Below are 23,386 nucleotides of genomic sequence, written 5' to 3' on the forward strand. Positions count from 1 at the left end.
GATTCGCCCGTTCTACTCGCGTCACGCGGAAGCGGACATCCGTGACCGTCACCCACCTCGGCGGCCCGGTATACCTACCTTTGCGTGGCGTCGGGCAGCAGCCCCAGCTCGGCGGCGCGGGCGGCGGCCCGGCGCCTGGTCGGGGCGTCGAGCTTGTCGAGCACGGCCCGCACATGGTTGTCGACGGTGCGGACGGACACCACGAGCCGGGCGGCGATCTCCGCGTTGGTGAGCCCTTCGGCGAGCAGCCGGATGACCTGGAGCTGGCGTTCGGTGAGTCCGGCGGGGTTCTCACGGGTCGCGGCGAGCGGACCGCGGGGGATGCGGCGCACCCCGAGCCGCCGCAGCTCGACGCGGAGCAGCCGGGCCGCGGGTTCGGCCCCGAGCGCGTCGAAGGCGGCGAGGGCGTCGAGCTTGTCGGCGGGGTCCGGGCTCTCGGCGAGCGCGGCGGCGTGTTCGTACGGACATCCCGCGGCCTGCCAGAGCATGGCGGCCCGGCGCCACTCGCCGCGCGTCTGGAGGGCGTACGGATGGTCCGAGTCGTCCGGCGGGACGGGGTGACCGGCCTTGGTGAGCCAGTAGCCCAGTTCGGCCCGGTGCGGGGCGCCGGGCAGCCGGATCGCCTGGGCGAGGACGGGCTCGGCGGCCTCGAACACCGCCTTCGCGTCCCCGCGCAGCCACGCGGATTCCGCCCGCGCCGCGGCCACCGGCCCGGTGCGTTGCAGCTCCTTCGTCCCTACGGCGATCTCCCAGGCCTCGGCGAGCAGTTCCTCGGCGCCGGGCCGGCCGCAGCGGACGCGGACCCGGGCCAGGACGGTCAGGGCGGGGCAGCGGGCCGGAACGAAGTCGTGCATGCCGTACTCGGCGTGCTTCTCGGCGTCGCACCAGTCGGCGGCGGCGAGTCTGCGCATGGCGAGTTCGACGTGCAGGTAGTTGAGGAAGCCCAAGTGCTCGGCGCGGTCGGCGAGTTCCATCGCCGGGGGCAGGAAGGTGTCGGCCTCGTCGTACCGGAGGTTGTCGAGGAGGGTCCAGATGATGTTGGCGTAGGAGCGGCAGGCGTGCTCGACCTCGCCGGCGGTGAGCGCCACGTCCAGGCTCTCCTCCAACTGCGCCCGGCCGCCCGGGTCTCCTGAGCGCCAGCGCGCGGTGCCGACGTTGTTGAGGGCGTGGGCGAGGATCGCCGGGTCGTCGGCCTTGCGGGCCAGGGCGATGGCGCGCTCGCCGTGCTCGACGGCCTCGGCGTAGCGCTCGGACAGCATCCGCAGCTGGGCGGTGTTGCTGACGGCGAGCGCCAACAGCCGGTCGTCCCCGGCGTGTTCGAGGACGGCCACGGCCTCCCGGGCGGCGTCCTGGGCCTGGTCGGCGTTGCCGGCCCACCAGTGGATGCGGGACAGCCAGCGCAGGTCGGCGCCGAGGGCGAGGGTGTCACCGAGGGCGCGGCGCAGGGCGACGGCCTCCCGCTGGGCGGCGACGGCGGCGGCCGAGTCGGCGATGGTGTAGCTCTCCACGGCGTAGCGTTCGAGCAGGTCGGCGAGTTCGGCGGGGGCGTAGCGGTGCCGTTCGCGCAGCACCAGCCGGAGTTGGGCGGCGGCCTCCCGGTGGGCGCCGGTCGCGGAGGCGTCGCGCGCCGCGTCGGGGCCGTAGCGGGCGATGGCGTCCTGGTCGCCGGCATGGGCCGCGTGGTGGACGATCCGGGCGGCGTCGGAGCCGGGGCGGGCGACCAGGGCCGCGAGGACGGCCCGGTTGAGGCCGATGCGCCGGGCGGCGGGCAGCGAGTCGGCGACGGCCCGCCGGATCAACTCGTGCCGGAACGCGACCCGTTCGGGAGTGACGGTGAGCAGACCGCGCTGCTCGGCGGCGGCGAGCACGGAGACTCCGCCGGTGAGCGGGCTGCGATATTCGACTGCCGCCGGTTCGGAGACCCCACCGGCGAGCGGACCACGGTGTTGGGACACCGCCGGTCCCGAGACTCCGCCGGTGCGCGGACCACGGTGTTCGACCGCCGCCGGACCGGAGACCCCACCGGCGAGCGGACCACGGTGTTCGACCGCCGCCGGACCGGAGACCCCGCTGGCGAGCGGACCACGGTGTTCGTCTGCCGCCGGACCCGAGACCCCACCGGTGCGCGGACCAAGGCTTTCGCCTACCGCCGGACCCGAGACCCCACCGGCGAGCGGACCACGCCAGTCACCGGCCACGGCCCCTTCGTCGGCCAACAGCGCGTCCATGAGCGGGCGTTCGACGGCCGAGGGCACGACGGCCAGTTGCTCCAGCGCGTCCACGGTGGCGCCGGGCAGCCCCCGCAGCCGGGCGAGCACGGCGTCGACGACGGTCGGGGGCACCTTGCCGGTGCCGCCCGCGGCGACGATCTCGGCGACGAAGAAGGGGTTGCCGTTGGTGACCGCGTACACCTGGGCGGGGTCGGCCCGGCCGGCGCTGAGGGTGCGTACGGCGTCCAGGGAGAGCCGGGCCAGGGGCAGCCGGTGCACGCGGGGCGCACGGGACACCTGTCCCAGGAGATGCCGCAGGGGGTGTTCACGGCTCAACTCGTCGTCCCGGTAGGTCAGGACGAGCAGGGCGGGCAGCCGGTCCGTCCGGCGGACCAGGAAGCGCAGGGCGTCCAGGGAGGCCTCGTCGGCCCAGTGGACGTCCTCCACGACGAGGACCGCTCCGCGCAGCTCGTCGAGCAGGGCCTCGTGGACGCGGTGCCGGTCGCCGCCCTCCGCCACGGCACCGGCGAGTTCGCCGCCCACGCTGCCGATCAGGTCGCGGAAGGGGCCGAGGGGGCGCCGGGTGGCGAGGTCGTCGCACTCGCCGACGAGGATCCGGGTGCCGGCTGGGAGGCGGTCCGGAAGGGCCTTCACCAGGCTCGACTTGCCGATCCCGGCCTCACCGGAGACGAGCACCACGGATCCGGCCCCGTCCGCCGCCTCCTGTGCGGCCGTGGCCAGTCGCGCCAGCTCGGGCTCGCGCTCGAGGATCCCCCAGTCCACGGGGCCGATTCTGCCACCGGGGGCGCCGGGCGGGCCCTGCCGCGACGGGCGGGGTCCGCCGCCTGCTGTACGGCCGCGGGCACGGCCTGCGTATCCGGTGCGCGAAGGGCCCGTGTTCCAGGGGGCGTCGGGGAGTCCGTCCCGGGCGGCTGACCGGAACTGACCGCTCCAGACCCGTTGACCCTCCCCTTCCTCCTCTTTATCGTCTGCTCGAAGATCCGAACACTGTTCGTCATTCCGAACATCCTTGAGCCGTAGAGGAGCACCCATGGCACCGCCCCTCTCCAGACGATCCCTTCTCCAGGCCGCCGCCCTCGCGGCCGCGACTCCAGCGATCAGCTGCACGGCGGGCGGGCGGGCCGTCGCCGCGGTTTCGGAGGCACCGTCCGTGTGGACCGCCCAGCCCTTCGCCCTCGACGAAGTCGCCCTCGGTCCGGGCCTCTTCGCCGACAAACGGGGGCTCATGCTCGACCACGCCCGCGGCTACGACGTGAACCGGCTCCTCCAGGTGTTCCGCGCCAACGCGGGCCTGTCCACCGGCGGCGCGGTCGCGCCCGGCGGCTGGGAGGGACTGGACGGCGAGGCCAACGGCAATCTGCGCGGCCACTACACCGGGCACTTCCTGACCATGCTGTCGCAGGCGTACGCGGGCACCGGGGAGCAGGTGTTCGCCGACCGCATCGCGACCGTGGTCGGCGCCCTGACCGAGGTGCGCGCGGCCCTGCACACCGACCCGAGGATGCTCGCCGTCACCGGGAAGTGGGGCGGCGCGCTGGAGAACGTGCGCGGCTCCTACCAGTACGTCGAGCTGCCGTCCGCGGTACTCGGCGGGGCCTCCGCGATCACGCTCTCGGTGTGGGTCCGGCCCGCCCATGACGCCAACTGGCAGCGGGCGTTCGACTTCGGCAACAACACCACCCGGTACATGTACCTGGCCACCCGCAACGCGAGCGGGGTGCCGCGGTTCGCGATCACCACCTCCGGCGCCGGGGGCGAGCAGGCTCTCAACGGCACGGCCGCGCTGCCGCTGAACCAGTGGAGCCATCTGGCGGTGACGCTCTCGGGGAGCACCGGCACCCTCTACGTCAACGGCACCGCCGTCGCCACCAACACGGCGATGACGCTCACCCCGGCGACGCTCGGCACCCTCACCAACAACTGGCTCGGCCGCTCGAACTACGCGGGAGACCCGGTGTTCGCGGGCGCCTTCGACGAGTTCAACGTCTGGTCACGGGCGCTGACCCCGGCCGAGATCACCTCGCTCCAGACCAGCGAGGCCAAGCTCTCCTCGCCGGGACTCGGCACGCTGGCGTCGTACTGGTTCCAGGCCACCACCGGCGGCACCTTCACGGACGCCTCGGGCCGCGGCCTCACCGCCACCCTGCGCCGGACCTGGGGCGGGCCGAGCCACCCCGGGTTCCTGGCCGCCTACCCCGAGACGCAGTTCATCCAGCTGGAGTCGATGACGTCCAGCGACTACACCAAGGTGTGGGCGCCGTACTACACCGCGCACAAGATCCTCCGGGGCCTGCTGGACGCGTACGCGGCGACGGACGACGCCCGGGCGCTGGACCTCGCGTCGGGCATGGGCGACTGGATGCACTCCCGCCTGTCCGTGCTCCCGGAGGCGACGCTCCAGCGGATGTGGGGCATCTTCTCCAGCGGTGAGTTCGGCGGCATCGTCGAGGCGATCGTCGACCTGCACTCCTACACCGGCAAGGCCGAACACCTCGCGCTGGCCAAGCTGTTCGACCTCGACTCGCTCATCGACGCGTGCGCGGCGAACACCGACACCCTCAACGGGCTGCACGCCAACCAGCACATCCCCATCTTCACAGGCCTGTTGAGGCTGTACGACGCCACGGGCGAGGCCCGCTACCTCGCCGCCGCGAAGAACTTCTGGGGCATGGTCGTCCCGGTCCGGATGTACGGCATCGGCGGCACCAGCACCGGTGAGTTCTGGAAGGCCTCCGGGGTGATCGCGGGCACGATCAGCGACACGACGGCGGAGACGTGCTGCGCGTACAACATGCTGAAGCTGAGCCGGACCCTGTTCTTCCACGAGCAGACCCCGAAGTACATGGACTACTACGAGCGGGCCCTCTACAACCAGGTGCTCGGCTCCAAGCAGGACAAGGCCGACGCGGAGAAGCCGCTGGTCACCTACTTCATCGGGCTGACGCCCGGTCATGTCCGGGACTACACGCCCAAGCAGGGCACCACCTGCTGCGAGGGCACGGGCATGGAGAGCGCCACCAAGTACCAGGACTCGGTGTACTTCAAGGCCGCCGACGGCAGCGCGCTGTACGTCAATCTGTACAGCCCGTCCCAACTCACCTGGGCCGAGAAGGGCGTGACGGTCACTCAGACCACGAGCTACCCGAGTGAGCAGGGCACCACGCTCACCTTCGGCGGGAGCAGCGCGGCCTTCGGGCTGAAGTTGAGGGTGCCGTCGTGGGCCACCGCGGGCTTCCAGGTGACCGTCAACGGCGGTGCGGTGAGCGGGACTCCGGTCGCCGGGTCGTACTTCACGGTGTCGCGGACCTGGAAGGCCGGGGACGTCGTACGGATCACGATCCCGTTCCGGCTGCGGGTCGAGAGGGCGCTGGACGACCCGACGTTGCAGACCCTGTTCTACGGCCCGGTCAACCTGGTCGCCCGCAACTCGGCCACCAGCTCTCTCCCGTTCGGGCTGTACGCCAACGCCGCCCTCTCCGGCGACCTGTTGCCGACCCTGGCCCCGGTGAGCGGCAAGCCCCTCCACTACACCCTGAACGGCACCGAGTTCGCGCCCTTCCACGAGGGGACCGAGGACCCGACGCACGCCTACTTCCGGCGCTCGGAGCCCAAGGCGGTGTTCGGCAGGCTGGACTCCGGTGTGGCCAACCCCGTGAAGGCGGACGGGACTTCACTGCTCGACGAGATCTGGGCGGGGGCACCCTTCGCCTCGAAGAGCGCGCTCGTCACCCGGGTGCAGTCGACGGTGAACTCGTGGGTGTCGGCCGGGCTGCTCAGCCAGGCGAACGGCCAGACGGTGGTGAGCACGGCACAGCAGGCCACGTACGTGGCCTGAACCCCCGTAGGACGCGGGCGCGTTACGACCCCACCACCTTGGCGACGAAGCCGGCGAGGTTCGTCACCGTCCGCCGGACCTTCTCCTCCAGGGTGAGCGTCTCGTGCAGGCGCGCACCCGCGCCCGCGTCCTTCTTGCCCCGCACGTAGAGCGAGCACGCGAGGTCGTCGCAGATGTAGGCGCCGACCGAGTTGCCCTGCTGCCCCGCCTTGCCCGCCTTCGGCGCGACCATCAGGGACACCCCACCGGAGTGCACGGTCAGACACAGGGAGCACATGCTCTTCCGCGTCTGCGAGAACCCGCGCGACCCGGCCCGCAGCTGGACGGCGCTCGGGCGACCGTCCAGGACGGTCACGAGGTAGGCGCGGTCGGGGGCCTGCGGGTCGCGCCAGCCGAGGTAGTCCAGGTCCTCCCACGGCCGCTCGGCCAGGTCGCGCGGGACGGACAGGCGCTTCGCCTCGCCCTTGGTGCAGTTCACGAAGGCGGCACGGATCTCTTGCTCGGTCAGCGGTTCCATAAGCTCACGCTAGTTTGCCTAAAAGCTTTAGGCAAATGCATAATCGGTTCTGGCGAGCGAGAGGATGCTGATGGCACGGGTAGGGCTGAGCACGGAACGGCTGGTCCGGGCGGGGGCGGATCTGGCCGACGAGGTGGGCTTCGAGCACGTGACCGTCTCGGAGCTGGCCCGGCGCTTCGACGTCAAGGTCGCGAGCCTGTACTCGCACGTCAAGAACTCCCAGGACCTCAGGACCCGGATCGCCCTGTTCGCGCTGGAGGAGCTGGCCGACCTGTCCGCCGACGCGGTGGCAGGACGGGCCGGCAAGGACGCCCTGACCGCCTTCGCCAACGTCTACCGCGACTACGCCCACGCGCACCCCGGCCGGGCCGCCGCCGCCCGGCTCAGGCTCGACCCCGAGACCGCCGCTGCCAGCGCGGGCGTACGGCACTCGCAGATGATGCGGGCGATCCTGCGCGGCTACGACCTGTCCGGACCCGACGAGACCCATGCCGTACGGCTGCTGGGCAGCACCTTCCACGGCTACGCGAGCCTGGAGGGGGCAGGAGGGTTCAGCCACAGCTCGCCCGACTCCGAGGAGTCCTGGAACCGGATCCTGGACGCCCTCGACGCACTGCTGCGCAACTGGCCCACCCGCTGACCGACAGGCTGAGGACATGCCCGACTTGATCACCACCCCCGTCACCGCCGAGCTGCTGCGCGGCGCGCTGGACGTGGAGCGCACCGAGCTCGGCGTGCTGCCGCACCGGCTGCCCGCCCGGGCCCGTGCCCAGAACACCGACGGACAGCTCGCCATGGCCGAGTCCCAGCCGTCGGGCGTACGGCTGGTCTTCCGTACCCGGGCCACCACTGTGGAGCTGGACACGCTGCCGACCAAGCGGGCGTACGTGGGTGCGCCGCCCCGGCCGGACGGTCTGTACGACCTGGTCGTCGACGGGCGCCCGGCCGGCCAGGGCAGTGTGCTCGCCGGCCATGTCATCACCGTCGACATGGCCGCGGGGACCTCTGAGGTCCGGACCGGGTCGCCCGGCACCGTGCGGTTCGACGGGCTGCCCGGTGACGGTGAGCTCAAAGACGTAGAGATATGGCTGCCCCACAACGAGACCACCGAGCTGATCGCCCTGCGCACCGACGCCCCCGTCGAGCCCGCCGCCCCCGTCGACCGCCGGGTCTGGCTGCACCACGGCAGCTCCATCAGTCACGGCTCCGACGCGGCCGGCCCGTCGCACATCTGGCCCGCGGTGGCCGCGACGCTGGGCGGGGTGGAGCTGGTCAACCTCGGTCTCGCGGGCAGCGCGCTGCTCGACCCGTTCACCGCGCGGGCCGTCCGGGACACCCCCGCCGACCTGATCAGCCTCAAGATCGGCATCAACATCGTCAACCACGACGTGATGCGGCTGCGCGCCTTCGGTCCCGCGGTCCACGGCTTCCTCGACACGGTCCGAGAAGGCCATCCGGACGTGCCCCTGCTGGTCGTCTCGCCGATCCTGTGCCCGATGCACGAGGACACTCCCGGGCCCTGCTTCCCGGACTTCAGCGCGATCGGGGAAGGGCGGCTCAGGTTCAGGACCCTGGGCGACCCGGCGGAGCGCGCGAGCGGCAAGCTGACCCTTCAGGTGATCCGCGGGGAACTGGCCAGGATCGTGAAGCAGCGGGCCACCGAGGACCCGAACCTGCACTACCTGGACGGGCGTGAGTTGTACGGGGAGAGCGACTCGGCGGAGCTGCCGCTACCGGACGACCTGCATCCGGACGCGGCGACGCATCGACGGATGGGGGAACGGTTCGCCGGGGCGGTCTTCGGGGGCGACGGGGTGTTCGGGGGCGTGTGAGGTGTGCTGGGGTGGTGTGCTGGGGCGCGCTGTCCCGCTGCGCCTGAGGCCGCGTCCCGGTGCGCGCTATCCCCTGCGCTTGGGCTTGCCCTTCCGAGCGCCGGCACCCTTGGGGCCACCCGACCTGCCGGAACCCCCGGATCTGCCGGAAGCCCCGGACCTGCCGGAAGCTCCCCGAGCCGCCCCCTTCCCGGTGCCCGCCGCCTTCCGAGCACCGGTCTTCTCGCTGCGCTCCTTGCGCTCCGGCTCCGGCTGGGTGCGGCCGCGGGAGCTGTTGACCGTCCGGCCGCGGACGATGCCGATGAAGTCCTCGACCCTGTCCGTGGTCGCGTCCTCGCGCCAGGACAGGGCGATGTCGGACTGCGGGGCGTCGGTGAGGGGGCGGTAGGTGAGGTCGCGGCGGTGGTGGAGGCGAGCCAGGGACTGGGGGACGACCAGGACGCCGATGTTCGCCGCCACCAGCTCGATCGCGTCCGCCGTGGTGGCGGGGCGCTCGAAGGCGGGTTCCCCGGGGAGCCGTTCCCAGCCGATGACGTCGTCGAGGGGGTGCAGGACGACCTCGTCGGCCAGGTCCTCCAGGGTCACTTCCTCGGCCGCCGTCACCACGTGGTCCTTGGGGACCACGACGACCGTGGTCTCGCTGTAGAGGGGGATCGCGCTGAAGACCGTACGGTCGACCGGCAGCCGTACGAGACCGGCGTCCGCGCCCCCGTCGCGCAACACGTCGGAGGCCTCGGCGGCGGCGACCTGGAGCAGCTCCAGGGGGATGTCCGGCAGCCGCTCGTTCCAGATCCGCACCCACTTGGCGGGCGTCACCCCGGGGACGTACGCGAGCCGGAAGGAGGCGGATTCTGGGGAGTCTGTCACGCGGCAAGGTTACCCACTGTGGTCGGAGGTCTCGTGCGCGGCCGATAGTCTTGACTCCATGAAGTCGCACCAGACCGCCCAGACGATGAAGCCCGCGACGGCGGCGAAGAAGCTGGGTGTGTACCTCCCTGCCACGCCCGCCGAGTTCCAGGAGGGTGTCGTGTCGCGCGCCGAGCTCGGCGAGCTCCAGACGAACCCGCCGCAGTGGCTGCAGGATCTGCGACGCACCGGTCCGCACCCCCGCCCGGTCGTCGCGGCCCGGCTCGGTGTGTCCATCGCCGGTCTCGCCCGCGGCGGGGTCACCGAGGCCCTCACCACCGAGCAGATCGACGCCCTGCGCGAGGACAACCCCGACTGGCTGGAGAAGGAGCGCGCCACCCAGGCCGAGGTCCGCAAGGAGACCGCGCGCCTGAAGGAGAAGAAGAAGGCCCAGGAGGACTAGGTCCGGTCCGGCGGATCAGGCCGGCGTCGCGGGGCGGGCGCGCCGGTCCGCCGTGTTGTCGTCGGTCGCCGGCGGCCTCGAAAACCCCGGTGCGCGGGATCGAACGTCTCTGCGACCATTCCGGCATGGTCCACCGTCTCGAATCCCTGGTCATTCGGCATGCCCTGCGGCTGCCCGCGCCCGCGGGCCCCGCGGGGCAAGGTGACATCGCGGCGCGGCAGTTCGACGCCGCGCTGATGTCCGTCGGCTTCAAGCTGTCGGCGCAGGCGCTGCGGGAGTTGTCGGGGCTGTCCGAGGGGGCGGTCGTCGACACCGCCGTGCGCACGCTGGACACCGTCCGAGAGATGTCCGGCGACCACGTCCGGCACAACGTCTACTTCAAGGACTTCCCGGCGAACGTCCCGGACACCTTCGAGTTCTGGACGCGCTGCGTGCGCGAGGCCCTGGAGGACGGCAAGGCCCGTTCGAGCGTCCTCGCACAGCTCCGCAACGGCGTGCTCAACCTGCTCACCCTGCCGTCGTACGGCACCTACCGGCACACGTACGAGGAGATGCTCGCCGCCCACGACGAGCTGACCGCGGCGGTGGGCGACCGGCTGACCGTCCTGCACCTGGGCGGCCCCCTGGACGCCGAGGTCACCGCCCTGTACCTGGCGCTGGCCGGGAGCACCACGCCGCTCGGCGAGGAGCACCTGACCGACCTCGGGGTGCTCGCCGGGCACTGCGTGGACGGGCCCCAGCCGGAGACGATCCCGGTGCGGGAGAACCGTGCCGTCGTCAACGCGGCCCGAGTGAAGGCGGGTTCGGGCCCGCTCCTCGACACGGTCACCGATGTGCTGCGACTGGCCTGCGTGTTGGCGGACGGGGACGTGAGTCTTCAGGAGCCGACCCGGTTCCGGTCCCTGTCGCGGCCGGTCCGGCGAGCCCTGCTCGCGGGCCTGGACTCGGTCGTCGCGGCGAACCCCGCCAAGGTCGCCGACGTACGTCTGCACCGCGAGCCCTTCAAGCGGCTGGGCGAGCGGCTCCATCCGCACGAGTTCCCCCAGTGGCCGTACGCCGCCGAGGTGTTCGCGGTCGCCCGCGGTGACAAGCGGGTGTCCACCTTCGACGGCCGGATCGAGGTGCTCCTCGGTGCGGGCGATCTCACCGGGGCGGTCGCACTGCTCACGTCGGCGCCGGGCAAGCTGCTGCGCGCGCTCGACCGGCTGCTGCGCGAGGCCGCGACCCAGGAGGAGCGGGACGCGGTCGTGGCCGCCGTCGAGCGGGTCGCACCGGAGGTCTCCGGGCGGGTCCTGCTCTCGGTGCGGGAGCATCTGCACAACCGGGCCGAAGAGGCGGGCCGGCGGCGGGTGTTCGTCAACCGGCTCGGCCGCGCCCATGTTGCCGACGACGCGCGTCCGGCCGTACCGGAGGCGGAGCGCAAGCGGCTGATCGCCCTGCTCGACGCGGAGATCGGGCGCCGACTGCCGGTCACGGAACGGCTGTTGGTGGGCCCCGACGTGCTGGACGTGGCGCTGCCGCTCAGCGGGCGGGCGACCACGGCGGGGCTCGGTGTGCTGCCGCGCGGGTCCCGGTCGCCGGTCGAGGGCGAGTTGCTGCGGTTCTTCGTGTACTGGAAGCAGGCGCAGCGGGTCACCGACTACGACCTGTCGGCGCTGCTGCTCGACGAGGACTACGAGACGGTGTCCTGGCTGTCGTACACCAACCTCCGGGACATGGAGGGCGAGCACTCCGGTGACATCACCGACGCCCCCGACGGCGCCTCGGAGTTCATCAACCTGCGGCTCGGGACCGTGCGCGGCGCGTACATCGTGCCGCAGGTCAACATCTACTCCGGGGAGGGGTTCGAGGAGGCCGAGGAGTCGTTCTTCGGGTTCATGCTGCGCGAGGGCGAGCAGCAGGGGCGGCCCTTCGAGGCGCGGACCGTGCGGATGAAGTCGGAGCTGCGGGGGCCGGGGCGGGTGGCGCTGCCGCTGGTGTTCTGCCGTGCGCAGGACGGGAGTTGGCACGCGCGGTGGCTGCACCTGTACCTGAAGGGCGCCCCGGCGCAGAACCAGGTGGAGAACAACCGGGCGTCGGTGGCGACACTGCTGCGGGGCATCGTCGAGCGCGAGCAGCTCACGGTCAGGTACGTGACCGATCTGATGGCGAACGGCGGTACGGACGTGGTGCCTTGGGACGCCGGGGCGGTCCCGGACGGGCCCGTGACCTACATCGGACTGGAGCGTCCCGAGGGGCTGCACCCGGACTCGGTGGTCATCACCCCGGAAAACCTGCGCGACTTGATCCCCGAGTGACTGTTACGGTTCACGTGGCGAGGCCATGGAAGGGCTTCCTTCTCACATGAGATGAGCCTCTCGGGGCTTGGATGCCAGTCCTTCCGCTCTCCTCGCCCTCGACGTCACACGCGGGGCCATGAAGGGGCTTCCTTCTCATCGGCTGTCAACCGAATCCTTCAGTCCCTTCGCTCTCCCCGCGCGTGACCTCGCGGACCTCGGCGGCCCGGACCGGTGCACTCACCGCTCCAGGGCCGCCTTCGCCGTGCTGAGCGCCTGTTCCGCGTACCCCCGCCCGAACAGCACCGCGTGCACCAGCAGCGGGAACATCTGGTGCAGTCCGATGCGGTCGGCCCAGCCGTCGGCGAGCGGGGCCGACCGCTCGTAGCCGCGCAGCACCTCGTCCAGGTGCGGGCAGCCGAAGAGCCGGAGCATCGCGAGGTCGGTCTCGCGGTGGCCGCCGTGCGCGGCCGGGTCGATCAGCCAGGCGTGGCCGTCGGCGCCCCACAGGACGTTGCCGTTCCACAGGTCGCCGTGCAGCCGGGCGGGCGGCTCGGCGGGGCCCGCGAGGCCGGGCAGCCGCTCGCAGAGCCGCTCGATCACCGGCGTCTCCCCCGCACCGATCGTGCCGTCGTCCACCGCCCGCCGCAGATACGGCAGCACGCGGTGCTCGGCGTACCACTCGGGCCAGTCGGCGCCCTCGACGTTCCGCATGGGCGCGCGTCCGATGTACGCCTCCCGTGGGCCGCCGGGCGGCGCGGAGCCGAAGGCGGGCGCCCCGGAGGCGTGCAGGGCTGCCAGGGCGCCGCCCAGGCCGAGGGCCGTGTCCCGGCCCGGGCGGCCCCGCGGGACCAGGTCGGTCACCAGCCAGCGGTCGTCGTGGCCGTGCACGGCCGGCACCCGGACCGCGCCGGCCGCGGCCAGCCAGCGCAGGCCGGCCGCCTCGGCACGTGTCTCGTCGGGCTCCTCGCCCCGCTTGACCATCACCGCCCGGCCGTCGTCGAGTCCGACATCGGTCAGCGCGCCGGAGAGCGGGCGCTCCCCGCTCGCCGGCCGGCCGGTGAGCCGCGTCGCCGCCGCACCCGGGCCGTCGCCGTCGTCGTACACCTGCGCCTCCCTGACCACTCGCACACCCCGCGTTCCCCGAGGGGCTCGTGCATAGCCTCTGTGAAATCTCCCAGTCATGTCTTGACATACGGAAGAAACGATCCGTAGCTTGGCCGATCATTTAGATTCGTGAAGCAGGTTCACGGATATGAACGGAGAGTGTCCATGGGCGATCGCCGACGACGACGCCGCCTGGCCGCGGCGGCCACCGTCGCGGGATTGATGTTCGCAACGGCCGCCTGTGGCTCCGGCTCCGGCAGCGCGGGCAGCAGCGATCCGAACACGCTGGAGGTCTGGACCCGGAGCAATCCGGACTCGGCCGCCACCTACGACCGGGTCTTCGCCGCCTTCACCAAGAAGACCGGCATCAAGATCGACTACCAGCCGGTCATCAACTTCGACCAGCAGCTCCAGAGCCGGGCGTCCACCAAGGACCTGCCGGACGTCATGATCAACGACACGGCGCTGATGGGCAGTTACCAGAGCCAGGGCCTGCTCAAGCCGATCGACCCGGCGTCGATCGCGGGCGGCGACCAGATCACCGACAACTCCTGGGCGTCCACCGTGGGCGTCGACGGGAAGCACTACGGCGTCCCGTACTCCCGGCAGGCCCAGACGCTGATGATCCGCAAGGACTGGCTGAAGAAGCTCGGGCTCAAGGCGCCGACAACCTGGCAGGAGATGCTCTCCGTCGCCAAGGCGTTCGCCACCGAGGACCCGGACGGCGACGGCAAGGCCGACACCTACGGCATCGTCGCGCCGGCCAGCGCCACGAACGGGTACGCCGCCTGGTGGGGCTCCAGCTTCCTGTGGCAGGGCGGCGCGCAGATCATCGAGCCGGACGGCAAGGGCAAGTACACCCCGGCCATGGACTCGGCCGCCGCGGTGAACGCCGTGACCTGGCTGAAGGACAACCTCTTCTGCGGCAAGAAGGGCATCGTCCAGCCCGGCGCCATCACCGCCGTGACCGGCACCGCCACCAACTTCCAGGACGGCAACGCCGGGATGTACATGACCGGCCCGTACAACATCACCACCTTCGACGCCACGCCCGGCAAGGACAAGTACGAGGTCGTCCCGGCCCCGGCGGGTCCGGCGGGCGGCGACGTACTGGCCGACGGCGAGAACGTCTACCTCGGCGCCAAGACCGGCAAGGACAAGCAGGAGCTGGCCCTGGCCGCGTTCCTGGTCTCGCCCGAGGGCCAGAAGATCGCCATGACCAGCGTCGACGGCCACCAGCCGGTCGTCCGCATCCCGGTCAACTCCACGCTGGACGCGGCGAAGGTACGGAACGACGCCCGCTGGAGTGTCGTACAGAAGGCCTACGAGACCGCCTCCCAGCAGTTCCCGAACGCGCCGGACTTCGCGCCGATCAAGCAGGACACCGCCGACGCGCTGAACTCAATCTTCACGTACTGCGGCGGTGACGTGCGCTCGCAGCTCAAGGAGCTGAACGACACCCTCGCCGGTGACCTCAAGGACCAGGGGCTGCTGAAATGACCGCGACCGTACCCGCCCCCGCGACGCGCAGAGGCCTCGACAGGGCGGCCACCGGCAGGAGGGCCTTCAACAAGAAGGCCGTCGTCCCCTGGCTCTTCCTGGCCCCGGGTCTGCTGCTCGCGCTCGTCTTCAAGTTCTGGCCGATGGCCAAGGGCATCTGGCTCAGCTTCTTCGACGTGCGGCCCTTCCTCGGCGACAAGTGGATCGGCCTCGACAACTACACCCGGGTCCTGACCGACCACCGCTTCCAGGACGCCATCGGGCACACCCTGATCCTGGGCATAGGCCAGTCGGTCGGCGCGATCGTCCTCGGGTTCGCCCTCGCGCTGCTCCTGGAGGGCCAGACCCGCTCGCTGAAGATCCTGCGTACCGCGGTCTTCCTGCCCGCCGTGACCGCCACCGCGGTCGTCGGCGAGCTGTGGCGGCTGATGTACTACCCGACCGACGACGGCCTGATCAACAGCGGCCTGCACCTCTTCGGGCTCGGGACCGTCCAGTTCCTCGACAACCCCAACATCGCGCTCTACTCGACGATGGCGATGGGCATCTGGATCTGGGCCCCGTACAACATGGTGATCTTCCTCGCCGGTCTCGCGGGCGTGGACCGCTCGCTGTACGAGGCGGCGGCGATGGACGGCGTCTCGCTGTGGCAGCGGCTGCGGTACGTCACGATCCCCGCGATCCGCCCGGCGCTGATGATCGTGCTCACGCTCGCCACCATCCGCGGGCTGCGCGTCTTCACCGAGGTCTACGTCCTCACCAACGGCGGCCCCGCCGGGTCGACCGACGTGTGGATGACCCGCGCCTACACCCTGGGCTTCACCCGCAACGACATCGGCGGCGCCTCCGCGGCCTCGGTCGTGCTGCTGTGCGTGACGCTCCTGCTCACCGTCATGGTCAACTACCTCCGCAAGAGGGGAGAAGCGCGATGAGCGCCCCCGTCATCGAACCCGTCCGGCCGGCGGCACCTGACACCCCGGCCGGGCGGAGCACCAAGGACCAGAGCACCACCCCGGCCCGTTTCGACACCGCTCTCGGCTGGAACGACAAGCCCGGAGTCGCCTGGGGCCTCAGGATCCTGCTCTGTGCGATCGCCCTCGCGATCTTCGCGGCGCCCTTCCTGACAATCTTCTCGGGCGCCTTCACGACCCACCCGAGCGGCTCCTCGCTGTCGTTCCTGCCGCACGACACCACCCTGTCGAACTTCAAGGTGGCCGGCGCGCAGGGCATGTGGGACTACCTCGGCAACTCGCTGGTCATCGCGGGCGGCGGACTGCTGCTCCAGCTGGTGGTGTGCACGCTCGCCGCGTACGCCCTGGCGCGGCACCGGTTCCGGGGCCAGGCCCTGATCATGATGCTGTTCATGATGACGCTGATGCTGCCCGAGGAGGTCATCGCGATCCCGCTGTCCCTGGTCCTCGGTGACGTCCCGGTGGTCCACCTGGACCTCAAGGGCACCGTCTGGGGCGTCATCCTGCCGCTGGGTGCCTGGGGCTTCTCGGTGATGATGCTGACCGAGTTCATGCGGGACATCCCCGACGAGATCGAGGAGGCGGCCCGTCTCGACGGCGTCGGCGAGCTGCGGATGCTGTGGCAGATCATCCTGCCGCTGTGCAGGCCCGCGCTCGGCGTGGCCGGCGTCCTCGGGTTCATCATGATCTGGGACCAGTACCTGCTGCCCCTCATCGCCGCCAAGGACCCCACCGACTACACGGTCACCGTCGCCCTGGCCACCCTGCGCACCGACCCCGTGGTCGGCTCGGGCGTGGTGCTCGCCGGTGCGGTGATCGCCCTGATCCCCAGCCTGATCGTCTATCTGCTTCTCCAGCGCTCCCTGGTCACCGGCATCGCCGCCGGTGCCACCAAGGGCTGAGCACACCGTAGTTACGAGGGAGACATGAAGTTCCAAGGAGTCCTGTTCTTTCCGGTGACGCCGTTCGCCGCGGACGGCTCGCTGGACGAGGAACGACTCGCCCAGCACATCGAGAACGGCGTCACGGCCGGGGCCGGAGGCGTGTTCGTCGCCTGCGGCACCGGTGAGTTCCACGCGCTGACCCCCGACGAGCTGGAGCGGGCCACCCGGGTCGCGGTAGAGACGACCGCGGGCCGGGTGCCGGTCCTGGCGGCGGCCGGCGGCCCGACCCCGGTCGCCCGCGACCACGCGGCCCGCGTCGCCCGCGCGGGCGCCGACGGCATCCTGCTGCTCCCGCCGTACCTGGTGACGGCCCCGCAGCAGGGCCTGGTCCGCTACGTCGAGGAGGTCACCGCCGAGACCGACCTCCCGGTGATCTTCTACCAGCGCGGCACCGCCCGCCTCACAGCGGAGACGGCCGCCGAGATCGCCGCCCTCCCCAAGGTAGTCGGCCTCAAGGACGGCCTCGGCGACATCGAGCGCATGCACCGCATCGTCCGCGCGGTCCGTGCCGTACGGGGCACGGAGGACTTCCAGTTCTTCAACGGCCTCCCGACGGCCGAGATGACCGCCCCCGCCTACCAGGGCATCGGCGTCTCCCTGTACTCCTCCGCGGTCTTCGCCTTCGCGCCCGAGATCGCCCTCGCCTTCCATCGGGCGCTCGCCGCGGGCGACCGACCGCTGATCGACACACTCCTCGACGAGTTCTACGGCCCCCTCGTGCGCCTTCGCGACGAAGTACCGGGGTATGCCGTGGCGTTGGTCAAGTCGGGAGTGGCCCTGCGTGGCCTGGACGTGGGTGGGGTGCGGGCGCCGCTCGTGGATCCGACGCCGGAGCATGTCGCGCGGTTGTCGAAGCTGATCGACCACGGCCTGGAGGTGATCGGCGCATGAGTGAGCCGACCCGCATCAAGGAACTGATCGTCACGCCGATCGCCTTCCGCGACCCGCCCCTGCTCAACTCCAACGGTGTGCACGAGCCGCTCGCCCTGCGGATCATCCTCCAACTCGTCCTGGAGGACGGCACGGTGGGTCTGGGCGAGTCCCCCGGCGGGGTGGCCCGGCTGGAGCGACTTGAGGCGGCGGCGAAGGTCGTGGTCGGCATGGACGTCTTCGACACGACCGCCGTCTCGGCCGCGATCGACGCCGCCCTGCTGCCGACGGTGCCCTCCTCGCACGAGCGCGGCTGGACCAGCTCCGCCGTCGAGGTGGCCTGTCTGGACGCGCAGGGCAAGCTGCTCGGCCGTCCGGTGAGCGACCTGCTCGGCGGGACGGTCCGGGACTCGGTGCCGTTCGCCGCGTACCTCTTCTACAAGTGGGCCGAGCACCCGGCCCTCGACGGCCGTGCCGCGGTCGGCGACGAGTGGGGCGAGGCGCTGGACCCGGCCGGCATCGTGGAGCAGGCCCGGCTGATGCAGGAGCGGTACGGGTTCAAGTCGTTCAAGCTGAAGGGCGGCGTCTTCCCGCCCGACCAGGAGATCGCCGCGATCAAGGCGCTCGCGGAGGCCTTCCCCGGACAGCCGCTGCGCCTCGACCCCAACGTGGCGTGGACGGTGGAGACGTCGACGTACGTGGCCCGTGAACTCGACGGTGTCCTGGAGTACTTGGAGGACCCGACCAAGGGCATAGAGGGCATGGCGGAGGTGGCGAAGGAAGCACCGATGCCGCTGGGCACCAACATGTGCGTGATCGCCTGGGAGCATCTGAAGCCCGCGATCGAACAGAACGCCATCCAGGTACTGCTGACGGACCATCACTACTGGGGCGGCCTGCGCCGCACCCGTGAACTGGCCGCGGTCTGCGAGGCGTTCGGCATCGCGCTGTCCATGCACTCCAACTCGCACCTGGGTATCAGCCTCGCCGCCATGACCCATGTGGCGGCGGCGATCCCGAACCTCGACCACTCCTGCGACACCCACTACCCGTGGAACCACGCCGACGACGTGATCCGCCCGGGTGTCCTGGAGTTCCGCGACGGCGAGGTCAAGGTGCCGACCGGACCGGGACTCGGCGTGGAACTCGACCACGACGCGCTGGAGCGCCTGCACCGCCTTTACGTCGACTCCGGGGTACGCAGCCGGGACGACACGGGGTACATGCGGCGGTTCCAGCCCGACTACGAACTCAGGCTCCCCCGCTGGTGACAAGACGGCTGACAGGACCCCCATGAGACAAGGCGCCCGGCGTACCCGGGCGCCTTGTCTTTTCCGGCCGCCGTCGTCGGCGCGCAGCGGCACGCGCCCGGTCCACGGTCGGCGTCTACACCACTCCGGCCGGCAGAACGGATCGATCCACGATGCCGTCCAGCCCAACGGCGAGCTGGACGAGGCGTTCGTCGAACACGTCCGCGATCAGCACTACCGGATGCCCACCATCACCCTCGCGCGATTCGCTCCGCACTACGACGAGACCATGCCCCTGGTCGGCTGGTCCTCGGCCGCCCCATGGCGATCGACTGCGACCACGCTTGTACCTGAACCACAAGCGGTGACCAGCAAGGCCCAAATCGACGCGGCGATGACGGCCCGAGACCGGAACCGCCCGCACGGCAGCCGGGGCAGGTCGCGCAAGCCGCGCAAAGCGTGAGTGTCACCAGGTCAAGTGCCCTCTGCGGCAAGCCCTCCCGGAGACCCTGCGAGCGTGCCGGGCCGAGGGCCCTGACATGATCGCCTGTGGACGAGAGGGGCTGTGACGGCCATGGACGAGCGATCCGATCCGGTGCAGATCATCGCCGGAGTGGGGACCGGCTTCTCCGCGGAGCATCCGGAGCGAGCGATCCAGGTGTGGATGCATCTCGCGGCGACGGCGGGCTGGGATGTCAGCCGTGTCGACGGGGCCTCCATCGACCTGGACGCCGGCGAGCGCGGACTCGTCGACGTGGAGGGCCTGCGATACGTGGTGCGTCGGGGCCGGAGGGTCCGTCGGACTCTGTACGACGACAGCGACGGCACGCTCGCTCAGCGACCGATCTTCGGCTTCGCCGCATGGGCGGAACCGGTGCTCTCCGCGGACAGCATCATCCCCTGACGTCGGCAACGCGCTGGACCAGGGAGGCTTCGGCCACTTCGAGACCTTGACCTCGGCACGTGCTGTGGCAGGCTCAGCCTTCTCATCGACGACGAACCACGGTGCGTCACTCCGACCGGTCGACCGCGTCGGCGGCGGTGCCGCCGAGCAGGCCCGAGGCCGGAGTTGGCGGGCGGGGAGAGGCCGTGTGGACGAGACCTCGGCCGGAGACTTGTCTGCGGTACATGGTGGGCCGGGCCCTGGCGGGAGCCGAGCCGCAGCCGTGGTGGCTGCCCCGGCGCGTGCTGACCGTGGTGTCCATCGACGTCGACGAAACCGCCAGCGTCGCAGCGATCTGGCTCTTGCGGCGACCGAAGTCACCGAGCGTGCGTGAGTACATCGCGCTCCTGGAGCGGCACGACGAGGAGTGGCGGTACCTGGGAAGCGGCAGCGGCTCCGGAGGCGATCCCGCCGCCGTCGACGTGCTGGACATGCTCCACGTCCGCGACGGCGGGGGCTCTGTCGGACTCACCCGCCGCCACGACCTTCCCGACTCCCCCACCCCGGACCGCTGGATCGGTTACGTCATCGTGCGACTCGGGCCGGACGTGGGTCATCTCCTCATCGGCGCCCGCCGGATCGCGGCACCCGAGCAGCGCAGGCTCGCCGCCGTCTGGACCTCTCCCTACAGCGGCCGCCGCGGAGTACGCCCCGTCATCGTGGCTGTGGCACCCGACGGCACCGAACTGTCCCGTATCGGCCCCCACCAGGGCCTGGACACCCACACCTGGGCGCAATTGCAAGAGGAGCTGTAGCCGGCTTCCTGGCGAGACCGCCTCCCGCTGAAGATCCACCGGTGCTTCAATGTCACCCCCTGGGTGGAGGAGCGGCGGCATGGGTCCGAAGTCGGGCGGAGTCCTCGTGACCGGCGGCAGTGGTTTCGTCGGCAGTCATCTGGTGCGGCGGCTGTTGGAGCGCGGTTACGAGGTGCGCGCGACCGTGCGCAGCCTCGGGAACGTGGTGAAGGTACGGCCGCTGCGGGCCATGCAGGTCGAATTCCCGGGCCGGCTCACGCTGTTCGAGGCCGACCTGTTGAAGGAAGGTTCCTTCGACGAGGCCATGGCGGGCTGCCGGGTCGTCTTCCATGTCGCCTCGCCGTTCTTCATGCCGGAGAAGATCAAGGACGGCCAGCAGGACATGGTCGACCCCGCCCTCATCGGCACCCGCAATGTCCTGGCCGGCATCGAGCGGACGCCGTCCGTGGAGCGGCTGGTGTTCACCTCCACCGTCGGCGCGATCTTCGGTGACTACGCCGACGTGCGGGAGATGGACGGGCAGGTGCTCTCGGAGCGGTACTTCAACACGTCCAGCACGGTGGAGAACAACCCGTACCACTACGCCAAGACGGTCGCCGAGCGGGCTGCCTGGGACGCGGAGGCCGGGCAGGAGCGGTGGCGGATGGTCGCCGTCAACCCGGGGCTGATCCTGGGCCCTTCGCTCGCGCCCGCCTCCGAGTCCGGCAGCCTGTTCCTGCTGGAGGAGCTGTTCAAGGGCTACTTCTTCTACGGCGCCCCGGACTTCAGCTTCACCACGGTCGACGTCCGTGACGTGGCCGAGGCGCACATCGCGGCCGCGGAGAAGCCCGACGCGAAGGGCCGGTACATCCTGGCCGCGGAGACGATGACGTCGTTCCACGACATGTCCCGCATCATCCGCGGCCGGTACCCGCGCGGTCTGCGCATCCCGCGCACCGCGCTCCCCCACTGGCCGGTGCGGGTCCTCGGCCCCGCCTTCGGGCTCACCCAGGACTACATCCGCAAGCACCTCGGCATTCGCTTCCGGGTGGACAACAGCCGCAGCGTGCACGAACTGGGCATCACCTACCGTCCCATCGAGGAGACGGTCCTCGACCACTACGAGACATGGCGCGAGCAGCACGGAAAGCACTGACCCCGGACGGTAGTTGCGGCATGCACGCGACGAAGGTCACAGTTACGTATCGCACTTTTCACACTTCAATCTTCACGTGAGCCACACAAGTTGGCTAAGTTGACGTGCGAGCAGCACGACGGAAGGGGCACGTCTTTCATGGCGCCGGATCGAATATCGCGCAATGGAGGGTCCAGCCTCCCGGCCAAGCGCAACTCAGCAATCGCGACGGCGGCCATGGCCTCCGCGGCCCTCCTCTCCCAGTCCGGGAGCGCCGCCGCGGACGAGGCGCCGAGCCGCGACGAGGTGAGCCGGCGGATCACCAACCTGTACGACCGCGCGGAGAACGACTCCGGCACGTACAACGCCACCCGCGCGGCCGGAACGGCGTCCAGCAAACGTGACCGCCGTGGCGCCGCGACCGGCGGCAGCCGGGGGTCCGGGGGCGGTCGCGAGTCCGGCGGCAGCCGCGACTCCGGCGGCGATCCCGGGCTCGACGCGATCGCCAAGCAGTGGTACGGCGTGGCCCGCGCGAAGCTGGGTCCGACGTTCGAGGCGACCCTGCCCTCCGACCGCGCCCCGATACGCTCCGCCGAGACCCGGCGACCCCGCCCGTCGGAGGCTCCCGCGTCCCGCGACCAGAAGCCGGCCGAACGCGCCGTACCCGAGCTGACGGCCAGGCCCATGCTCGCGCTCCCCGCCGCCCCGGAGCCGACACCGGCACCCCCCGCACTCCCCGCCGCACCGGACCAGCCGCCCACGTGGTCCACGCAGTCGACACCGCAACTCCTCACCGGAACCGGCGAGATACCCGTAGTGGGCACTGCGGGCACTCCGCAGCTGGAGACCGGGTTCCCCGAGTACAGCGCACAGCCGAGCACGGGCTTCCCGGAGTACGGCGGTCAACTCACGAGCGGTCTGCCCGAGTACGCCCCCGCACTCACCGCGGCCATGCCCGAGTACACCCCCGGACTCCCCGACCACACCGGCCAGTTCGCCACCGGCCTCCCCGAGTACGCCCCGCAGGCCACCACGGGCTACCCGGTGTACGGCGACCAGCTCACCACCGGCTTCCCGGACTACACCGCCCAGGTCAGCACCGGCTTCCCGGACTACGGCGGCCAACTCACCACGGGTCTCCCGCAGTACACCGCACCGGCCACCACCGGCTTCCCCGAGTACGGCGGCCAACTCACCACAGCCGTCCCCGAATACCCCGCCTACCCCGACTACGGCACCGGCACCGGCACCCCGCTCGCGACCCTCGCGCCCCCGATAACCGACGGCACCCAGGCCGTCCCGGTCATCCCCGCGCCACGCGCCCCCGAGCCCCAGTGGCAGACCCCCCAGCCCCAGCAGGACTCAGCACCGGCACCGGCACCGGCACCGGTCCAAGCAGCCGCCCCCGCACCCCCGTTCCCCTCCCTCCCCGCACCCGACCCCGGCTACGACTCCAAGGTCATCCAGGTCCTCGCCTTCGCCCGTTCCCAGATCGGCAAGCCCTGTGTCTGGGGCGCGGCGGGCCCGGGGTCGTACGACAACTCCGGTCTCACCCAGGCCGCCTGGAAGGTCGCCGGCGTCTCGCTCCCGCGCACCGCGCTCGGCCAGGCGAGCACCGGCACGGCGGTTCCGCTGTACGCCATGCAACCCGGTGACCTGGTCTTCTTCCACGACGACCTCAGTCACGTGGGCCTGTGCACCGGCAACGGCATGATGATCCACGCACCGGGCCCGGGCGCCGCCATCCGCGAGGAGTCGATCTACCCGACCGGCGAGTCGATCATCCGCGGGGCGATCCGGCCGGTCTGACCCTCCGCCGACAGCCGTTCCGGCACCGCCGGAACCCGTCCGCCACCCTGCCGGGGCCCGTCTGCCACCCGGCCGGGGCCCATCTGCCCCCGGCCGGAGCTGGCCAACCACTCGACCGAAGCC

The 23,386-nt window shown here is 71.3% G+C and carries 20 protein-coding genes; 15 read left to right on the forward strand and 5 right to left on the reverse strand.

Annotated elements, in window-relative coordinates; translation table 11 throughout:
• Positions 1–74: 74 nt before the first annotated feature.
• Positions 75–2,993, reverse strand: a complete 2,919-nt coding sequence (locus G3I78_RS17435; protein WP_164425463.1) for an AAA family ATPase — start codon at positions 2,991–2,993, stop codon at positions 75–77.
• Positions 2,994–3,261: 268 nt separating this feature from the next.
• Between G3I78_RS17435 and G3I78_RS17440 the strand changes: the two genes are divergently transcribed.
• A complete protein-coding gene (locus tag G3I78_RS17440; protein ID WP_164425465.1) occupies positions 3,262–6,066 on the forward strand; it encodes a beta-L-arabinofuranosidase domain-containing protein in 2,805 nt (934 codons plus the stop codon).
• Positions 6,067–6,088: 22 nt separating this feature from the next.
• On the opposite strand, the gene G3I78_RS17445 is transcribed toward G3I78_RS17440, so the two are convergent.
• Positions 6,089–6,583 (reverse strand): FBP domain-containing protein, encoded by a 495-nt coding sequence (locus tag G3I78_RS17445; protein WP_164425467.1) that lies wholly within the window; start codon positions 6,581–6,583, stop codon positions 6,089–6,091.
• Between the two features lie 70 nt (positions 6,584–6,653).
• Here G3I78_RS17445 and G3I78_RS17450 point away from each other — a divergent pair, with 70 nt between their 5' ends.
• Together G3I78_RS17450 and G3I78_RS17455 are read left to right on the forward strand one after the other, a co-directional pair.
• Positions 6,654–7,223, forward strand: a complete 570-nt coding sequence (locus G3I78_RS17450; RefSeq protein WP_164425469.1) for a TetR/AcrR family transcriptional regulator — start codon at positions 6,654–6,656, stop codon at positions 7,221–7,223.
• A 16-nt stretch (positions 7,224–7,239) separates the two neighbouring features.
• Positions 7,240–8,415, forward strand: coding sequence for a GDSL-type esterase/lipase family protein (locus G3I78_RS17455; protein WP_164425471.1), 1,176 nt, complete (start codon positions 7,240–7,242; stop codon positions 8,413–8,415).
• A gap of 66 nt (positions 8,416–8,481) precedes the next feature.
• Here the strand turns inward: G3I78_RS17455 and G3I78_RS17460 are convergent, their stop codons facing one another.
• On the reverse strand, positions 8,482–9,282 hold the full coding sequence (locus G3I78_RS17460) for a LysR substrate-binding domain-containing protein (protein WP_164425473.1): 801 nt from the start codon (positions 9,280–9,282) through the stop codon (positions 8,482–8,484).
• A 58-nt stretch (positions 9,283–9,340) separates the two neighbouring features.
• On the opposite strand from G3I78_RS17460, the gene G3I78_RS17465 reads away from it, so the two are divergent.
• Complete coding sequence (locus G3I78_RS17465; RefSeq protein WP_164425475.1) at positions 9,341–9,724, forward strand: DUF5997 family protein; 384 nt, start codon at positions 9,341–9,343, stop codon at positions 9,722–9,724.
• Positions 9,725–9,849: 125 nt separating this feature from the next.
• Positions 9,850–12,021 carry a TerD family protein gene (locus tag G3I78_RS17470; protein WP_164425477.1) on the forward strand — a complete coding sequence of 724 codons (2,172 nt, stop codon included), beginning with the start codon at positions 9,850–9,852 and terminating at the stop codon, positions 12,019–12,021.
• Positions 12,022–12,240: 219 nt separating this feature from the next.
• On the opposite strand, the gene G3I78_RS17475 is transcribed toward G3I78_RS17470, so the two are convergent.
• The gene (locus G3I78_RS17475) at positions 12,241–13,107 is read right to left on the reverse strand and encodes a fructosamine kinase family protein (protein WP_343243804.1); all 867 of its coding nucleotides are present in this window, start codon (positions 13,105–13,107) and stop codon (positions 12,241–12,243) included.
• Between the two features lie 165 nt (positions 13,108–13,272).
• On the opposite strand from G3I78_RS17475, the gene G3I78_RS17480 reads away from it, so the two are divergent.
• The 7 genes from G3I78_RS17480 (at position 13,273) to G3I78_RS17510 (ending at position 19,546) form a co-directional block, all read left to right on the forward strand.
• Complete coding sequence (locus tag G3I78_RS17480; RefSeq protein ID WP_164425481.1) at positions 13,273–14,607, forward strand: sugar ABC transporter substrate-binding protein; 1,335 nt, start codon at positions 13,273–13,275, stop codon at positions 14,605–14,607.
• Positions 14,604–15,539 carry a sugar ABC transporter permease gene (locus G3I78_RS17485; protein WP_164425483.1) on the forward strand — a complete coding sequence of 312 codons (936 nt, stop codon included), beginning with the start codon at positions 14,604–14,606 and terminating at the stop codon, positions 15,537–15,539. Before G3I78_RS17480 ends, G3I78_RS17485 begins: the two co-directional genes overlap by 4 nt.
• Positions 15,536–16,480 (forward strand): carbohydrate ABC transporter permease, encoded by a 945-nt coding sequence (locus G3I78_RS17490; RefSeq protein WP_164425485.1) that lies wholly within the window; start codon positions 15,536–15,538, stop codon positions 16,478–16,480. Before G3I78_RS17485 ends, G3I78_RS17490 begins: the two co-directional genes overlap by 4 nt.
• Positions 16,481–16,504: 24 nt before the next feature.
• Positions 16,505–17,413 (forward strand): 5-dehydro-4-deoxyglucarate dehydratase, encoded by a 909-nt coding sequence (locus G3I78_RS17495; protein WP_164425487.1) that lies wholly within the window; start codon positions 16,505–16,507, stop codon positions 17,411–17,413.
• On the forward strand, positions 17,410–18,663 hold the full coding sequence (locus G3I78_RS17500) for a glucarate dehydratase family protein (protein ID WP_164425489.1): 1,254 nt from the start codon (positions 17,410–17,412) through the stop codon (positions 18,661–18,663). The genes G3I78_RS17495 and G3I78_RS17500 overlap by 4 nt, the downstream gene beginning before the upstream one ends.
• 22 nt (positions 18,664–18,685) lie before the next feature.
• Complete coding sequence (locus G3I78_RS17505) at positions 18,686–19,105, forward strand: hypothetical protein (RefSeq protein WP_164425491.1); 420 nt, start codon at positions 18,686–18,688, stop codon at positions 19,103–19,105.
• A gap of 111 nt (positions 19,106–19,216) precedes the next feature.
• Positions 19,217–19,546 (forward strand): hypothetical protein, encoded by a 330-nt coding sequence (locus tag G3I78_RS17510; protein WP_164425493.1) that lies wholly within the window; start codon positions 19,217–19,219, stop codon positions 19,544–19,546.
• Positions 19,547–19,652: 106 nt separating this feature from the next.
• On the opposite strand, the gene G3I78_RS51210 is transcribed toward G3I78_RS17510, so the two are convergent.
• Complete coding sequence (locus tag G3I78_RS51210; protein WP_203615223.1) at positions 19,653–19,925, reverse strand: hypothetical protein; 273 nt, start codon at positions 19,923–19,925, stop codon at positions 19,653–19,655.
• Here G3I78_RS51210 and G3I78_RS17515 point away from each other — a divergent pair.
• The 3 genes from G3I78_RS17515 to G3I78_RS17525 all read left to right on the forward strand — a co-directional run bounded on the left by G3I78_RS17515 (position 19,912) and on the right by G3I78_RS17525 (position 23,263).
• Positions 19,912–20,340: a hypothetical protein gene (locus G3I78_RS17515; RefSeq protein WP_343243783.1), complete on the forward strand. Its 429-nt coding sequence runs from the start codon at positions 19,912–19,914 to the stop codon at positions 20,338–20,340. The two genes, G3I78_RS51210 and G3I78_RS17515, sit on opposite strands and share 14 nt — an antisense overlap.
• Positions 20,341–20,419: 79 nt before the next feature.
• On the forward strand, positions 20,420–21,475 hold the full coding sequence (locus G3I78_RS17520) for an NAD-dependent epimerase/dehydratase family protein (protein WP_164425497.1): 1,056 nt from the start codon (positions 20,420–20,422) through the stop codon (positions 21,473–21,475).
• A gap of 216 nt (positions 21,476–21,691) precedes the next feature.
• Positions 21,692–23,263 carry a C40 family peptidase gene (locus G3I78_RS17525; RefSeq protein WP_239157887.1) on the forward strand — a complete coding sequence of 524 codons (1,572 nt, stop codon included), beginning with the start codon at positions 21,692–21,694 and terminating at the stop codon, positions 23,261–23,263.
• Positions 23,264–23,386 lie beyond the last annotated feature (123 nt).

Source organism: Streptomyces sp. SID13726, from assembly GCF_010548375.1.
Lineage (GTDB): Bacteria > Actinomycetota > Actinomycetes > Streptomycetales > Streptomycetaceae > Streptomyces.

Excerpts from the sequence above, each read along its gene's own strand:
- G3I78_RS17440 (WP_164425465.1), top strand. The coding sequence starts at position 3,262 with ATGGCACCGCCCCTCTCCAGACGATCCCTTCTCCAGGCCGCCGCCCTC.
- G3I78_RS17445 (WP_164425467.1), bottom strand. The coding sequence starts at position 6,583 with ATGGAACCGCTGACCGAGCAAGAGATCCGTGCCGCCTTCGTGAACTGC.
- G3I78_RS17450 (WP_164425469.1), top strand. The coding sequence starts at position 6,654 with ATGGCACGGGTAGGGCTGAGCACGGAACGGCTGGTCCGGGCGGGGGCG.
- G3I78_RS17455 (WP_164425471.1), top strand. The coding sequence starts at position 7,240 with ATGCCCGACTTGATCACCACCCCCGTCACCGCCGAGCTGCTGCGCGGC.
- G3I78_RS17465 (WP_164425475.1), top strand. The coding sequence starts at position 9,341 with ATGAAGTCGCACCAGACCGCCCAGACGATGAAGCCCGCGACGGCGGCG.
- G3I78_RS17470 (WP_164425477.1), top strand. The coding sequence starts at position 9,850 with ATGGTCCACCGTCTCGAATCCCTGGTCATTCGGCATGCCCTGCGGCTG.
- G3I78_RS17480 (WP_164425481.1), top strand. The coding sequence starts at position 13,273 with ATGGGCGATCGCCGACGACGACGCCGCCTGGCCGCGGCGGCCACCGTC.
- G3I78_RS17485 (WP_164425483.1), top strand. The coding sequence starts at position 14,604 with ATGACCGCGACCGTACCCGCCCCCGCGACGCGCAGAGGCCTCGACAGG.
- G3I78_RS17490 (WP_164425485.1), top strand. The coding sequence starts at position 15,536 with ATGAGCGCCCCCGTCATCGAACCCGTCCGGCCGGCGGCACCTGACACC.
- G3I78_RS17495 (WP_164425487.1), top strand. The coding sequence starts at position 16,505 with ATGAAGTTCCAAGGAGTCCTGTTCTTTCCGGTGACGCCGTTCGCCGCG.
- G3I78_RS17500 (WP_164425489.1), top strand. The coding sequence starts at position 17,410 with ATGAGTGAGCCGACCCGCATCAAGGAACTGATCGTCACGCCGATCGCC.
- G3I78_RS17505 (WP_164425491.1), top strand. The coding sequence starts at position 18,686 with ATGAGACAAGGCGCCCGGCGTACCCGGGCGCCTTGTCTTTTCCGGCCG.
- G3I78_RS17510 (WP_164425493.1), top strand. The coding sequence starts at position 19,217 with ATGGACGAGCGATCCGATCCGGTGCAGATCATCGCCGGAGTGGGGACC.
- G3I78_RS51210 (WP_203615223.1), bottom strand. The coding sequence starts at position 19,925 with ATGTACTCACGCACGCTCGGTGACTTCGGTCGCCGCAAGAGCCAGATC.
- G3I78_RS17520 (WP_164425497.1), top strand. The coding sequence starts at position 20,420 with ATGGGTCCGAAGTCGGGCGGAGTCCTCGTGACCGGCGGCAGTGGTTTC.
- G3I78_RS17525 (WP_239157887.1), top strand. The coding sequence starts at position 21,692 with ATGGCCTCCGCGGCCCTCCTCTCCCAGTCCGGGAGCGCCGCCGCGGAC.